General features: G+C 61.1%; 13 protein-coding genes. 6 read left to right on the forward strand and 7 right to left on the reverse strand.

Annotation, left to right across the window (positions count from 1 at the left end; translation table 11 throughout):
• Positions 1 to 110: 110 nt before the first annotated feature.
• From ACTRWK_RS14245 to ACTRWK_RS14255, 3 genes are read right to left on the reverse strand one after another with little or no spacing between them, the layout of a single operon-like run.
• The gene (locus ACTRWK_RS14245; RefSeq protein ID WP_289081058.1) at positions 111 to 1,586 is read right to left on the reverse strand and encodes a carboxypeptidase M32; all 1,476 of its coding nucleotides are present in this window, start codon (positions 1,584 to 1,586) and stop codon (positions 111 to 113) included.
• Complete coding sequence (ctaA, locus tag ACTRWK_RS14250) at positions 1,586 to 2,737, reverse strand: heme A synthase (protein WP_289081057.1); 1,152 nt, start codon at positions 2,735 to 2,737, stop codon at positions 1,586 to 1,588. Before ctaA ends, ACTRWK_RS14245 begins: the two co-directional genes overlap by 1 nt.
• Positions 2,738 to 2,792: 55 nt before the next feature.
• Positions 2,793 to 3,545 carry an RNA methyltransferase gene (locus ACTRWK_RS14255; RefSeq protein WP_005853757.1) on the reverse strand — a complete coding sequence of 251 codons (753 nt, stop codon included), beginning with the start codon at positions 3,543 to 3,545 and terminating at the stop codon, positions 2,793 to 2,795.
• A gap of 156 nt (positions 3,546 to 3,701) precedes the next feature.
• Here ACTRWK_RS14255 and ACTRWK_RS14260 point away from each other — a divergent pair, with 156 nt between their 5' ends.
• A complete protein-coding gene (locus tag ACTRWK_RS14260; protein WP_009824730.1) occupies positions 3,702 to 4,322 on the forward strand; it encodes a thiamine phosphate synthase in 621 nt (206 codons plus the stop codon).
• Between the two features lie 16 nt (positions 4,323 to 4,338).
• Here the strand turns inward: ACTRWK_RS14260 and ACTRWK_RS14265 are convergent, their stop codons facing one another.
• Positions 4,339 to 5,664, reverse strand: coding sequence for a HupE/UreJ family protein (locus ACTRWK_RS14265; RefSeq protein ID WP_289081056.1), 1,326 nt, complete (start codon positions 5,662 to 5,664; stop codon positions 4,339 to 4,341).
• On the opposite strand from ACTRWK_RS14265, the gene ACTRWK_RS14270 reads away from it, so the two are divergent.
• The 4 genes from ACTRWK_RS14270 to ACTRWK_RS14285 all read left to right on the forward strand — a co-directional run bounded on the left by ACTRWK_RS14270 (position 5,663) and on the right by ACTRWK_RS14285 (position 9,164).
• Entirely contained in the window at positions 5,663 to 6,478 is an 816-nt protein-coding gene (locus ACTRWK_RS14270) for a DUF4198 domain-containing protein (protein ID WP_289081055.1), read from the forward strand. The genes ACTRWK_RS14265 and ACTRWK_RS14270 overlap by 2 nt on opposite strands.
• Positions 6,479 to 6,535: 57 nt before the next feature.
• A complete protein-coding gene (locus tag ACTRWK_RS14275) occupies positions 6,536 to 7,420 on the forward strand; it encodes a PfkB family carbohydrate kinase (protein ID WP_037944378.1) in 885 nt (294 codons plus the stop codon).
• Positions 7,417 to 8,331, forward strand: coding sequence for a pseudouridine-5'-phosphate glycosidase (locus ACTRWK_RS14280; RefSeq protein WP_289081054.1), 915 nt, complete (start codon positions 7,417 to 7,419; stop codon positions 8,329 to 8,331). Before ACTRWK_RS14275 ends, ACTRWK_RS14280 begins: the two co-directional genes overlap by 4 nt.
• Positions 8,332 to 8,417: 86 nt before the next feature.
• Positions 8,418 to 9,164 carry a DUF502 domain-containing protein gene (locus ACTRWK_RS14285; protein ID WP_051577588.1) on the forward strand — a complete coding sequence of 249 codons (747 nt, stop codon included), beginning with the start codon at positions 8,418 to 8,420 and terminating at the stop codon, positions 9,162 to 9,164.
• On the opposite strand, the gene ACTRWK_RS14290 is transcribed toward ACTRWK_RS14285, so the two are convergent.
• Positions 9,157 to 10,188, reverse strand: coding sequence for a patatin-like phospholipase family protein (locus ACTRWK_RS14290; protein WP_184581963.1), 1,032 nt, complete (start codon positions 10,186 to 10,188; stop codon positions 9,157 to 9,159). The two genes, ACTRWK_RS14285 and ACTRWK_RS14290, sit on opposite strands and share 8 nt — an antisense overlap.
• Positions 10,189 to 10,240: 52 nt before the next feature.
• Entirely contained in the window at positions 10,241 to 11,026 is a 786-nt protein-coding gene (locus ACTRWK_RS14295; RefSeq protein ID WP_289081053.1) for a 3-hydroxybutyrate dehydrogenase, read from the reverse strand.
• A 411-nt stretch (positions 11,027 to 11,437) separates the two neighbouring features.
• Between ACTRWK_RS14295 and ACTRWK_RS14300 the strand changes: the two genes are divergently transcribed.
• Positions 11,438 to 13,156: an extracellular solute-binding protein gene (locus tag ACTRWK_RS14300; RefSeq protein ID WP_353935645.1), complete on the forward strand. Its 1,719-nt coding sequence runs from the start codon at positions 11,438 to 11,440 to the stop codon at positions 13,154 to 13,156.
• A gap of 91 nt (positions 13,157 to 13,247) precedes the next feature.
• On the opposite strand, the gene ACTRWK_RS14305 is transcribed toward ACTRWK_RS14300, so the two are convergent.
• Positions 13,248 to 13,871, reverse strand: a complete 624-nt coding sequence (locus ACTRWK_RS14305) for a helix-turn-helix domain-containing protein (RefSeq protein ID WP_289081165.1) — start codon at positions 13,869 to 13,871, stop codon at positions 13,248 to 13,250.
• Positions 13,872 to 13,875 lie beyond the last annotated feature (4 nt).

Genomic DNA, 13,875 nt, shown 5'->3' on the forward strand with positions numbered 1-13,875 from the left:
CTTGATCCTCATATCGCATATTTCAGGCGCAATAGCAAACTTGATATTGACGCTAGGGTCATCAGATCAAGTAAATGCAATTCAATCGACCGTTTTCGGGCTCGGCCAGACTATAATGCATATAGAGTGCTGAATTTCTCCGTCAAATAGGAAAGCAAGGGGGCCTCGCTCGGCTGCTCCCCGGTGGCGCGCGTGATCAAATCCCGCGGGGCGTAAAGCCCGCCGTGGCGTTGGACATTCTCGCGCAGCCAGCCCGTCGCCTCAGAGGTATCGCCCTGCGCCAATTGCGCATCCAGTTCCGGTACATCGCGGCGCAGCGCCGTATTCAGGCACCCGGCATAGACATTGCCCAAGGAATATGTCGGGAAATAGCCGAACAACCCGACCGACCAATGTACATCTTGCAGCACGCCATTCGAGGGCCGGTCAACCGCATAGCCGAAATCGGCCTCGAACCTGTCGTTCCACGCGGCTTCCAGATCACCGACCTGCAGATCACCGGCCATCAGAGCGCGCTCCAGATCAAACCGCAGGAGCACGTGGAGATTGTATTGCAGCTCGTCGGCCTCGGTCCGGATATAGCCGTCAGAGACACGGTTCACGATGCGGTAGAAGGTTTCTTCATCCACCACGCCAAAATCACCGAAGGCATCGCGCATCTGACCATACAACCAGCCGGTAAAGGCACGGCTGCGCCCAAGCTGGTTTTCATAGATCCGGCTTTGACTTTCGTGGACCCCCATAGACACCCCCGCCCCAAGCGGCGTCAAAAGGTAGTCCTTGTCGATGCCCTGCTCGTAGCAGGCATGCCCGACCTCGTGGATGGTGGAATAGAAACAGTTGAACGGGTCCAGCTCGTTGGTGCGTGTGGTGATCCGCACATCAAGCCCGGACCCGCTTGAGAACGGATGCACGGCCTTGTCGACACGCCCCATGGACATATCATAGCCGAAGGTGGTGGCGAGCTGGCGTGTCAGCTTCATCTGGGTCTCCGCGTCAAAACGGCCCTCTAGCACCGGCGGTGCTTCGGCGGCGCGCACGGCTTCACGCAGGCGCGTCAGCTCGGGGCGCAATGCGCCGAACATCGCCTCCAGCTCGGCAGCACGCGCACCGGGTTCATAATCATCCAGCATCGCGTCATAGACATCGCCGCCAGCAGCCAGCGCCTGCCCTTCTTCGCGCTTCAACGCGATCACCTCGGCCAGGGTCGGGGCAAAGGCCGCGACATCATCGGCGGCGCGCGCCTCGGCCCAGATGCCCTGCGCCTCCGAGGTGACCCGAGCGATGCGCGCGGCAAGGGCGGCGGGCACTTTAGAGCTGCGCGCGTGACTGCGACGGATGTCACGCAGCTGCGCTTGTCCGACGGGGTTCAGCGCCGATTCGTCGATCCTGTCCAGCCATTCGGGAATGCGCGGATCAACACGGCGCGCATGAAGCACGCCTTCCATTGCCGCCATCTCCTCACCACGCTGCGGGGCGGCCCCGCGTGGCATGACGGTCTCCTGATCCCAACCCAACCGGCCTGCGACCTGTGCCAGCGCCTCGGTTTCGCGCTGGAACGCCATCAGCTCATCAAAAGCACTCATCAGGATTTACCTCGTACAGATGTCGGAATGGGATAAGCGCTCAGGAAGCGGGCGCGCAGGATCAGCACCCACAGCACCACGGCAAGCACCTGATGGAAGATCGCGATATGTACCGGTGCGGCGTTGATCACGGTCACAATGCCCAAGGCAATCTGCCCCAGCATCGCGATCATCATCAGGTTGAACGCTTTGCGCGTATTGGGATGCGCCGATTTACGGCCCCGCAGCCAGACCACGATAGCAAAGGCAAACAGCAGATAGCCCGCCATGCGGTGCATGAACTGCACCAGCCCGGGGTTTTCAAAGAAGTTGCGCCAGACCGGCGTGATGCTGAAGGCGTCAGGCGGAAAGAACTGCCCCTGCATCAGCGGCCAATCGACAAAGAACCGGCCCGCATCGATCCCCGCGACCAGCGCGCCCAACAGGATCTGCAGGAAGGCAAAGTGCAACAGGCCCGTGGACATGCCGAAAAGCTTCGCCTCCTTGGCGCGTCGCGCCTGCATCAGGTCACGCTCGCTCCGGCCCAAGAGCAACGCATACCAAGTGATGAACCCGAGGATGACGAAGGCAAGCCCCAGATGCGTGGCCAAACGGTAGCTGGCGACATCCAGAACCGCCTCTCCGGTGGTGACGCCCGACGACACCATCCACCAGCCGATCGCACCCTGCAGACCGCCAAGACCGCCCAACACAAGCAAACGCCCGGACCAACCAACGGGGATCTGGCGACGCAAGAGAAACCACAAGAACCCGACAGCCCAGACCAGGCCGATCACCCGGCCCAATTGCCGATGGCCCCATTCCCACCAGTAGATTGCTTTGAAATCAGACAGTTCCATCCAGGAGTTCTGGACCTGAAACTCGTCAATCTCTTGGTATTTGGCGAATTCCGATTGCCAGTCCGCCTCGTTCATCGGCGGCATGGCTCCGGTAAAGGGCTTCCATTCGGTGATGCTCAGGCCACTGTCGGTCAATCGGGTCAGACCGCCCACGGCGATCATCACAAAGACCAATGCAAATAGGATGAACAGCCAGATACGGATGCCACGGCGTGCCCCACCCCGCCCGCGGTCAATGCCGCCAGCCTGTGCCACGGGGTGCGTGGCCTGTGCCTCGCCTACGTCCTCGAACAGCTTTCGTTTTTCGGCCATGGTGCCTCTCGTCTGCTAGGGTTTGTGCAGAAGTAGGACACAAGCGCACAAAGGTCTAGCCGCGCTCTTTCCAACGTACCATCTGTCGCAGGGTGCCGTGCAAGGTCTGCACATCGGCACGGGTCAGCGGCAGGCGCGACCACATGTTGCGCAGGTTGATCTTCATGCTGGCGGCCTTGTGCTCGGGATAGAAAAAGCCGGCGGTGTCCAGACGGTCCTCGAAATGCCGTGCGAGATGTTCGATCTCGCTGTTGTCGGCCCAGTCGGTGCCCGCCATCTCGACTTGTTCGGCCACGACGTCGCCCTGCGCGCGCATCCACTCATAGCCCATCAGCAACACACATTGCGCAAGGTTAAGCGAGGCAAAGGCAGGGTTCACCGGGACCGAGACAATCGCATTCGCGCGGCTGATATCATCATTCTCAAGCCCTGCCCGTTCCGGCCCGAACAGCACCGAGACACGGCGGCCCTCGCGGATCATCTGCGCGGCTTTGGCCATAGCCGCTTCAGGACTATAAACTGGCTTGGTCAGATCACGATCGCGCGCCGTGGTGGCAAAAACAAAGGCAGCATCGCCCACAGCACCGGCCAGATCATCATAGATCACCGCCTCATCCAGCAACCGCCCCGCACCAGATGCCATGGCAACGGCCGACGGGTTCGGCCAGCCGTCACGCGGCGCGACAATGCGCATGCGATCAAGGCCAAAGTTCCACATGGCCCGAGCGGCGGCACCGATATTTTCGCCCATCTGCGGGCGCACAAGCACAAAGGCCGGGATCTGCGGGTGTTCTACTGTATCATTCATGGGCACCTCATACGCGCGCGGCGCGCACCTCGCAAGAACGACGGGGCGCTCCATCCGCCTTCCAAATGGGAAAAAATCCTCGCCGAAGGCATAAAAGTTTTTCTTTCCCCGCGTGATCCGCTAATTGACGCGCAATAACGCAAAGGACAGCAAGCCATGGATACGCCCGAACAGCCGCAGCTTTACCTGATTACCCCGCCCGAGCTTGAACTCTCCAGCTTTCCCGACCAGCTGGCGCGTGTGCTGGATGCGCATGATGTGGCCTGCGTGCGTCTGGCGCTTAGCACCCGTGACGAAGATCGCGTGATGCGCGCGGCGGATGCGCTGCGGGGCGTCACCGACGCGCGTGACATTGCGCTGGTGATTGCGGATCACACTTTGCTGGCGGAACGTTTGGGGCTTGATGGCGTGCATCTGTCGGATGCGGCACGCTCCGTGCGTCATGCGCGCAAGACCTTGGGCGATGACGCCATTGTCGGCAGCTTTTGCAACGGCTCGCGTCACGACGGCATGGCCGCAGGCGAAGCGGGTGCGGATTACATCAGCTTTGGTCCGGTGAACGCGTCCCTGCTGGACGATGGCACCCACGCCGAACAAGACCTGTTCCAGTGGTGGTCCGAAGTGATCGAAGTGCCGGTCGTCGCCGAAGGCGGGCTCAACACCGATCTGATCCGCGCGCTCACCCCCGTTACCGACTTTTTCGGCATCGGGGATGAAATCTGGACCAGCGAAACACCCCAGCAGGCGCTCGCTGATCTGATTGCCGCGATGAAGTAACCGCGCAGGGCGGGTGTTACAGGAACACCCGCTCTACGAACCAATAGGCCCCGATGACCGCAATCGCGACCGACGCCGGAATGGCGACAAAGCGACGGTAGGGTGCCGCGACCTGACGGAACTGCACCGACAGGAAACACCCGGTAAAGACCAGCGCCAGCGGGATCAGGAACACCGGCACCGGTGCCTCCAGCAGCGCGGCCACGGCGGGCATCGGCACGATGCACAGGGCCAGCGCAATCACCGTCAGCGCCACGTAAAGCCCCTTGGCCGCACGCGGGTCACCCTGCCCGCGCATCACCCGCAGCGCTTGCCAGACACAGAGGAACATGACGGCAATCACGGTGAGCTGCCCGATCTCTACCCCGATGTTGAACCCGATGAGCGCCGGGATGAACTGGTCTTGCGGCAAGCCGAATTCCCCCAGCACCGAGGCAAAACCAAGCCCGTGCAACAGACCAAAGCCAAAGATCACCAGCGGTCTCCACGGGCTGAGCCCTGCAAGAAAGATATTCTCGACCGCGACATAGACGATAGAGGCGGCGATCAACGGCTCGACAATGCTACCGGGGACAGACACCCAGCCAAGCGCGCCAAGCGCCAATGTCACCGTATGCGCTGCCGTAAACGCGGTAACCTGCCAGATCAGCGGGCGCAGATGTGTCGACAGGAAAAATAGGCCCAGCACGAACAGGATATGATCCAGCCCCTTGGGCAGGATGTGGTCAAACCCGACGGGAATATAGCTGGCAAACGCCTCCCACGCGGATTGCTGTCCGCCGCCCGCAAGCAAAATTTCGGGGCTTTCCGCGCCACCGTCCAGATAACCGGTATAGGGGTTTTCGACCCCTTGTTGGCGCAGGACCAGCGCGCCCGACCCATCGGGCCATGACACCACCAGCCCGCGCGTGTCTTGCGGCACCGTGCCTTGCAGCGACCATTCGGCGATGCGGGGCAGCTCTGGGTTCACATCTTCGGGAAGCGTCAGCGCCACTGCCTCCAGCGCCACGGGCTCCCCATCGGCGCGCAGCAGCGGTAGCGCGTTCCACTGGGCCAGCAATTCCGGCGCACGGGCCGCGACCTCATCGGCGGGCAAGGCACGCAAGCTGTCGTAATCGCTGGCATTTTCGGCATCATTCGTATCGGCCACCGCGTCCAGATCAATGCCGGACATCAGCGCCTCTAGGTTCACGCGCAGATCAAGCGTGACCTGACCGTCGCTGCTTTGCACGTCGGCGATGGTCGGCACGACTTCATGCGCCTGCGCGAGCCCTGCCATCCCACTTGACAAAACCAGCGCATAGGCCAGCTTGAGTATCAGTTTATAAAAGGTTGTTATCATGTTTCTGTCCCGTTTCGTACTCGTACTATCATTCTTATTACCAACTTCGGCTGTAACTGCGCATGAATTCTGGTTGGACGCGCCCGCGTATCAAGTACAGACCGGCACCGAAATAACAACCGACATCCGCAACGGTGAGTTGTTTGAAGGCACACGCCTCGCCTATTTCCCGAACAGCACCGAACGGTTTGACCTGACTTTTGACGGGGAAACCACACCGGTCTCAGCGCGCATGGGCGATATCCCGGCGCTGAAGATGACCGCGCCGGATCAGGAAGGGCTGGCAATCGTCGCGCATCAGTCCAAGGCGACAATGCTGACCTATAAAGACTGGCAAACATTCGTCGGATTTACCGTGCATAAGGATTTCATGCAGGCATTGGCCGAGCACCGCTCGAAGGGCTACCCCCAAGACAAGGTCCGCGAACGCTATAGCCGCTATTCCAAGGCGCTGATCGCGGTCGGCGACGGACAAGGTGAAGACAAGGCCTTGGGGCTTGAAACCGAACTTGTCGCGCTCACCAACCCCTACACGCTTGCGGCCGATCAGCAGATGGAGGTCGCGCTGACCTACCAGCAAGAGCCGCGCCGCGATGTGCAGGTTGAAGTCTATGAACGTGACGCTGACAAGAACGTCACCGTGACCAAATACCGGACGGATGACGCGGGGCACGTCCAATTTCCGGTTACCGCGGGGATGACCTATCTGGTGGATGCCGTGGTGCTGCGCCCTGCCCCGGACGTGGAAACCACCCCCACCAGCCCCCAATGGGAGAGCCTTTGGGCATCGCTGACATTTGCCGTGCCGGAATAGGCCTTTTCGCGCCGCCGCGCCTTGCGCCCGCCATATCGGTTGGGCCATACCGGCGGCATGACACATACACCTGACATTCTCTGCATCGGTTCCGTGCTTTGGGACATTATCGGCCGTGGCGATACGGTCATGCGGCAGGGCTCTGATATGCCCGGTCGCATCTCGCGTCTGCCCGGTGGCGTTGCGCTGAATATCGCGATGGCGCTGGCCCGCTTTGGGCTGTCCCCCGCCCTCATCAGCGCCGTCGGCCGCGACCCCGAAGGGGACGAGCTGATCGCCGCGTGCAAGCTGCGCGGGCTGCATACGGATCATGTGTACCGCTCGGATGATCTGCCCACGGACCGCTATATGGCGGTCGAGGGCACCAACGGCCTGATCGCCGCCATTGCCGATGCCCATTCGCTTGAGGCTGCGGGCGATAAAATCTTGCGCCCGTTCGAAGACGGATCGCTGCCCACTCCCTACCGCGGGGCCGTGGCGCTGGATGGCAATCTGACGCTGGACCTGCTGTCGCAAATGGCGCGTAGCCCGCTGCTTGAGCATGCCGATCTGCGCGTCGCCCCTGCGTCGCCGGGCAAGGCGCAACGGCTCACACCGTTTTTGCAGGCGGAACGCGGCACGCTTTACGTCAACCTCGAAGAAGCGGGTCTGCTGTGTCAGGCGACATTCGACAATTCGCGCGATGCGGCCACGGCGCTGCTGTCCCGCGGTGCCGTTCGCGCGGTGGTGACCGATGGCGGCAATCCCGCGACGGTGGGTGCGCCAAGTGGTCTGATCACCCAGAACCCGCCGCCCGTCTCTGTCACCCGCGTCACCGGTGCCGGTGACACGTTCATGGCTGCCCATATCGCGGCTGAAATCAAAGGGGCGGCACCAGACGCGGCCCTGACCCAAGCGCTTAGTGCCGCTGCCCAATATGTTTCTGGAGAGACCAAAATATGATTCCCCTGCACCGCTCTGCCGAAGTCGCCAAAGCCCATGCGAATGGCACCCCCGTTGTTGCGCTGGAAAGCACGATCATCACCCACGGGATGCCCTATCCGCAAAACCTAGAGGTCGCGCGTCAGGTCGAGGCGGATGTGCGTGAGGCCAGTGCGATCCCCGCCACCATCGCTGTGATCGACGGACGGTTGCACATCGGGCTGGAGGATGACGAGCTGACGGCACTGGCGCAGGCCAAGAATGTCGCGAAACTGTCGCGCGCCGATATGGCGGCCTGCATCGCCACGGGGGGCACCGGCGCCACAACGGTTGCCGCGACGATGATCGCCGCTCATCTGGCCGAGATCGCGGTTTTCGCCACCGGCGGTATCGGCGGCGTGCATAAGGGCGCAGAAGACAGCTTTGATATCTCTGCCGACCTGATGGAGCTTGCCCAAACGCCGGTGACCGTTGTCGCCGCAGGGGCCAAGGCCATTCTGGATGTGGCCAAAACGCTGGAGGTGCTGGAAACGCAAGGCGTGCCGGTGATCACCGTCGGTCAAGACAGCTTCCCCGCCTTCTGGAGCAGCACCTCCCCGCTGAAATCGCCCCTGCGCATGGATAACGCGACTGATATCGCCGCCGCCCATAAAATGCGCGGCCTCATGGGTCTGCCCGGGGGGCAGCTGGTCGCCAACCCGATCCCGAAAGAGGATGAAATCGCCGCCGCTGATCTGGCTCCCATCATCAAGGCCGCCCAAGCCGATGCCAATACCCATGGCATCAGCGGTAAGGCCGTGACCCCCTATCTGTTGCAGCGCATCTTCGAACTGACCGAAGGCCGGTCGCTGACCGCGAACATCGCATTGGTGCGCAACAACGCCCGTTTTGCGTCCAAAATTGCGGCTGCACTTATGTCAAAAGACGCATAAAGCTTAATTATTATGCGTCCTCCATTGTAGCAACGCGTGAAACGCCCTAGCTCTAACGCATTGCTGCAGTGGGATAACCTTCATTCATGAACACACCGTTTACGCCACCCCTTCCTCCCGCACCGCGCCGGACTTTGTTCGCGCGGATCAGGGCTTCGTTCCTGACGGGGCTGGTGGTGATTGCGCCGGTCGGCCTCACGATCTGGCTGATCTGGACCGTGATCGGCTGGATCGACGGGATCGTGCTGCCGATGGTGCCGCTGGCCTATCACCCCGACCGGCTGATCCAGACGTATTTCGGGTTGGACCCGTCTGCCCAGATCAACGTGCGCGGCATCGGTGTGATCATCTTCTTGCTGTTCACGGTCATCGTCGGTTGGCTGGCCAAGGGCATTATCGGCCGGTCGTTCATCCGTTTCGCCGAAAGTCTGGTAGAGCGTACACCTGTGGTGCGGACCATCTATTCCGGCATCAAGCAGATCTCGGAGACGATTTTCGCCCAGTCAGAGCGCAGCTTTGAAACCGCCTGCATGATAGAATACCCGCGTAAGGGTATGTGGGCGCTTGGTTTTATCTCTATCCCCGCAAAGGGAGAGGTCGCCGCCGCAGGGGGTGAAGGATCGAACCTTGTGGGGGTGTTTGTGCCGACCACGCCCAACCCCACCTCGGGCTTTTTGTTGTTCGTGCCGCAAAAGGATGTGACCGAGCTCGACATGTCGGTCGAGGACGCAGCCAAGCTGGTGATCTCTGCCGGTCTGGTCTATCCGCCAAAGAAACCGGTGCCTGTGGACCCATCCGCGACCCCGCGGCCCGACCGCATTTCCCCTAGCTGAACATCTTGCGCAGATCGACTGAACTGCGTTTGCCTATACTGTCGATATCCGTTTGCAGAAACCGCTCGGCCGAGGTGCGGCCAGCGGATTTAAGCGCGGTGATCACCGCCCCGTTCGGCACGCTTTTGGTAGCCGTAGACAGCTGCGACATCAGATCATCGTCAGCGATCATATGAATCCGCAACCGCTGCATCTGACCTTCCTCGACACGTCCCTGATCCAGCAGGTTCTGCACAAAGTGGATCGCACGAAGTTCGCGTAACAGGCTGGAATTAAAGCTTATTTCATTCACCCGGTTGTGGATCATCTGCGGCGTGGTGGGCAGTTCGTCCCGTTCAAGCGGGTTGATATTGATGATGACGATATCCCCCGGCAGGTCCGAGGAATATAGCGGGAAAAGCGCCGGATTGCCGGTATAGCCCCCGTCCCAGAACGCCTCGCGCCGGCCCGATTTCGGATCCTCCATCTCGATCGCCTGAAACAGCGTCGGCAGACAGGCAGAGGCGAGGATCGCGTCCGGCGTGATCTCTTCTTTCTCGAAGACGCGGATCTTGCCGTCGCGCACTTTGGTCGCGCCGACAAACAGCCGCGGTCCCGCCGCTTGGCAGATATGTTCGTAATCAAACGTCTCGACAATATCGCGCAGCGGGTTGCGATAGAGCGGGCCGTAGACATAGGGCGACACGATCTGCGTCATCGCCGTGCTGAGCATGACCGGCCAGCTATAGGCCATCGCCTGACTAAGCGCACCGACGCCAAAGGGGGCCATCCAGCCGTTCAGATGCAGATTCCCGACACCGGCGACCTTGTCCCACAGCCAATCCAGATTGTCGCGCGCGGCTTGATGCCCGCCCTTGATCAGCCCCGCCTTCAACGCAGCGCCGTTCAGCGCGCCAGCCGATGTGCCGGAAATACCGCTGATCTCAAGCTCTGGCTCTTCCAGCAGCCGGTCAAGCACGCCCCAGGTATAGGCCCCATGCGCGCCGCCGCCCTGTAGGGCAAGGTTGATCTGTTTTTTCTGCATCTAGACGCTCCGCCAGTCGCCGCGCGCGAGGTATCCCCGCGCGCGTGTTGTATTACAGGGCGGTCCAGCCACCATCGACGCTGATCGTTGTACCGGTGATCTGGTCCCCCGCCTCGGAACACAGGAAGGTCGCGGTGCCGCCCAATTGTTCGACCGTGGCGAATTCTTTCGACGGTTGGCGCTTGAGCATGACGTTCTTGATCACCTCTTCGCGCGACATGTCGTATTCTTTCATCGTGTCGGGGATCTGCTTTTCCACGATATCGGTCAGCACATAGCCCGGGCAGATGGCATTGCAGGTGATCGGGTCTTCGGCCGTTTCCAGGGCTGTGGTTTTGGACAGCCCTACGATCCCGTGCTTGGCCGCAATATAGGCGGATTTATAGGGCGAGGCCGTCAGCCCGTGCGCCGAAGCGACGTTGATCACGCGGCCCCAGCCCGCCTCGCGCATCATTGGCAGAGCCACCGCCGTGGTATGAAACGCAGAGCTGAGGTTGATGGCGATGATCGCGTCCCATTTCTCGGTCGGGAAGCTGGGGATCGGCGCGACATGCTGGATGCCCGCGTTGTTCACCAGAATATCGCAGCGCCCTGCATCGGTGATCAGCTGGCGGCATTCTTCGGCTTTCGACATATCCGCCTTGATATAGCGCGCGGTAACGCCGGTTTCGGCGGCGATGTCTTTCGCAATAGCGTGGTCTTCGTCGCTGTCGGTAAAGGAGTTCAGCACAACATCCGCCCCCGCCCGCGCCAATGCCCAAGCGATGCCAAGCCCGATACCGGAATTGGACCCCGTGATGACTGCTGTTTTTCCTGAAAGATCGATGCTGTAAGCCATGAAAATCTCCTAGCGTTTCTGCAGGTGCATCATGGCGGGCTGCGAAACGAATGGAAACGGCTAATTCCGCCCCCCGGCGGAATGCCCCTGCTGCCCGGACATATGCCAGATCACGGGCAAAAAAAAACGTCCGCACGAAGCGGACGTTAAGTTATTGAGGCAGGTTTCATACAGGCAAGAAACCTATCGAGCAGTGAGTTCGTTATACGCAATTCGCCGCCGTAATCCAAGCTTAAAGTTTGAACTGTAGCTGCCGCATCGCTAAGGAATACGCTAATAAAACAAGGGCAGAGCGGGATTGTTGCTAAAATGGCGTTTAAATTTTTCCAAAGCTGTCGGGCAGTTGCAGCTGTTTCTTCACTGATTCTTCTCAGTGGATTCGCCCGCGCCGAGCCCGCACATGGTATATCTATGTATGGGGACCCTGCTCTCCCACCTGATTTTGTGTCGCTGCCCTATGCCAACCCGGACGCACCCCAAGGCGGCGCGATCGTTCTGGGCAACACCGGCGGGTTTGACAGCCTCAATCCCTTCGTGCGCAAGGGCACCTCTCCGTGGCAGTTGCCGTTCTTTACCCATGAAAGCCTGATGGGCCGTTCGTGGGATGAACCTTTCGCGCTTTACGGGCTTTTGGCCGAATCGATTGAGGTCCCGGAGGACCGGTCCTGGGTCGAATTCACCCTGCGACCCGAGGCGCGCTTCTCTGATGGCAGTCCGGTCACCCCCGAAGATGTGATCTTTAGCTACGACATGCTCGGCACCGAGGGCCACCCGCGCTACCACGGGCTTTATGCCCAGATCGACAGCATCGCCCAGACCGGTCCGCGCAGCGTTAAGATGGAGTTCAACACCGATAACCGAGAGCTGGCCCTGCTGGCAGGGATGCGCCCGATCCTGAGCAAGGCGCAATGGGAGGGCCGCGATTTCGCCAACGCCCCGCTGGCGGAGATACCGCTCGGCTCCGGCCCCTATGTGGTCAGCGATTATAAGGCGGGCAAACAGGTCACCCTGACGCGCAACCCTAACTACTGGGGCAAGGATGTGCCGTTTCGCAAAGGCACCCATAACATCGACGAGATAAAGCTCGACTTTTATGGCGACGCGAATGTGTTGTTCGAGGCGTTCAAGGCCGGAGAGATTTCCGCCCTGCGCGAATTCAACGCCGAAAGCTGGGCGACGCAATATGACTTCCCCGCCGTGCAGCGCGGTGATGTGGTCAAATCCACCTTCGCCCATAGCAAACCCTCGGGCATGACCGGATTGGTCATGAACACCCGCCGCGCGCCCTTTGACGACATCCGTGTGCGCGAGGCGCTGATCGCGGCCTTTAACTTCGAGTATATCAACGAGACGCTGACCGGCGGGGCGCAACCGCGCATTACCTCTTATTTCTCGAACTCTCCGCTGGCGATGCAAGACGGCCCTGCCACCGGCCGCGTGGCCGAGTTGTTGACCCCCTTTGCTGATGACCTGCCCGCCGGCGCGCTTGACGGCTATGCGCTACCCGTGTCCGACGGATCCGCCCGCAACCGCGCGGGCATCCGCCGCGCCATGGGCGCGTTGGCCGATGCGGGATACAGCGCCGATGGCGGCACCATGCGGGGGCCTGACGGGCAACCCTTGTCGTTCAGCATCCTGCTGTCCAAAGGTAGTAGCGAGAATATCGCCATTGCCGAGCTTTATATCCAGGCGCTGGCCCGTCTGGGCATCACTGCCCGCGTGGACGCTGTGGATGACGCGCAATTCGTCGCGCGCAACGCGGCCTTCGACTTTGACATGGCCATCTTCCGCCGCGCCCTCTCGCTGAGCCCGGGCAACGAACAACGCTATTACTGGGGGTCGGAGGCAGCCGATCAGGAAGGCAGCCGCAACCTGATGGGGGTGAAATCCCCTGCCATCGACGCGATGATCGATACGATGGTCGGGGCCAGCAGCGCCGAGGATTTCACCGCCGCCACCCGCGCGCTGGATCGCGTGCTGACCGCCGGGCGCTATGTCATCCCGTTCTGGCAGTTCACCGAAGACCGCATCGCCCATGTCGCAGCGTTGAAATACCCCTCCCACGTGCCGCTGTATGGCGACGGTCCGAATTATATGCCCGAGGTCTGGTGGATTGAACCGGCCCAGTAAGCGACGCATATAGGTATCAGGCGGCGGTGCCTGTGGCTTAGCGGCCCTTCGGGGAGAGTTTATTTGGCAAAATGAAGCGCGGGCACGTCGGTCAGGTGAGCGATGTGACCCAAAGGATCGTGGCGTCCTCATCGCTGGTAGAGACGACGTTATGCCCCATCGTCGCATCATAATAGGCGCTGTCGCCGCGGCGCATTTCGACGGGTTCGTAGAATTCGGTGTATAGGGTGATGACGCCGGTCAGCACGTAAAGGAACTCTTCCCCGTCGTGGCGCACCCAGCCGTCGAATTCATCCATCCGGCGGGCACGGATCCGCGCGCGGTAGGGCAGCATCTGCTTTTTGCGCAGCGTATCGGCCAGCATTGTGTGCTCGTAGGTGGTCGTCGCCTTGGCCGCCCCCTCGCCCGATTTGGTGACCGCCATGCGCCCGTTGATCTGCCCCGCCGAGGGGGGCGTAAAGAGCTGTGGCACCGAGATTTCCAACCCCACGGCAAGCTTTTTCAGCGCCTCATAGGTGGGCGACATCTGGCCGTTCTCGATCTTGCTGAGCGTGGAACGGGCCAGTCCGGCCTGATTGGCGGCTTGCTCCAGCGTCCAGTTGCGCGCTTTGCGCAACTCGCGCACGCGCGCGCCCAGATCAACAGGCGGGGCGGTTTCCGTCTCGCCGCTTTCGCGGGCGATCTGGATAATGGATTTCGGGCCGTCTTGCGTCATGCGC

This window comes from Sulfitobacter sp. G5_S2_6_S6 (genome assembly GCF_054968505.1).

Excerpts from the sequence above, each read along its gene's own strand:
- ACTRWK_RS14245 (WP_289081058.1), bottom strand. The coding sequence starts at position 1,586 with ATGAGTGCTTTTGATGAGCTGATGGCGTTCCAGCGCGAAACCGAGGCG.
- ctaA (WP_289081057.1), bottom strand. The coding sequence starts at position 2,737 with ATGGCCGAAAAACGAAAGCTGTTCGAGGACGTAGGCGAGGCACAGGCC.
- ACTRWK_RS14255 (WP_005853757.1), bottom strand. The coding sequence starts at position 3,545 with ATGAATGATACAGTAGAACACCCGCAGATCCCGGCCTTTGTGCTTGTG.
- ACTRWK_RS14260 (WP_009824730.1), top strand. The coding sequence starts at position 3,702 with ATGGATACGCCCGAACAGCCGCAGCTTTACCTGATTACCCCGCCCGAG.
- ACTRWK_RS14270 (WP_289081055.1), top strand. The coding sequence starts at position 5,663 with ATGTTTCTGTCCCGTTTCGTACTCGTACTATCATTCTTATTACCAACT.
- ACTRWK_RS14265 (WP_289081056.1), bottom strand. The coding sequence starts at position 5,664 with ATGATAACAACCTTTTATAAACTGATACTCAAGCTGGCCTATGCGCTG.
- ACTRWK_RS14275 (WP_037944378.1), top strand. The coding sequence starts at position 6,536 with ATGACACATACACCTGACATTCTCTGCATCGGTTCCGTGCTTTGGGAC.
- ACTRWK_RS14280 (WP_289081054.1), top strand. The coding sequence starts at position 7,417 with ATGATTCCCCTGCACCGCTCTGCCGAAGTCGCCAAAGCCCATGCGAAT.
- ACTRWK_RS14285 (WP_051577588.1), top strand. The coding sequence starts at position 8,418 with ATGAACACACCGTTTACGCCACCCCTTCCTCCCGCACCGCGCCGGACT.
- ACTRWK_RS14290 (WP_184581963.1), bottom strand. The coding sequence starts at position 10,188 with ATGCAGAAAAAACAGATCAACCTTGCCCTACAGGGCGGCGGCGCGCAT.
- ACTRWK_RS14295 (WP_289081053.1), bottom strand. The coding sequence starts at position 11,026 with ATGGCTTACAGCATCGATCTTTCAGGAAAAACAGCAGTCATCACGGGG.
- ACTRWK_RS14300 (WP_353935645.1), top strand. The coding sequence starts at position 11,438 with ATGTATGGGGACCCTGCTCTCCCACCTGATTTTGTGTCGCTGCCCTAT.
- ACTRWK_RS14305 (WP_289081165.1), bottom strand. The coding sequence starts at position 13,871 with ATGACGCAAGACGGCCCGAAATCCATTATCCAGATCGCCCGCGAAAGC.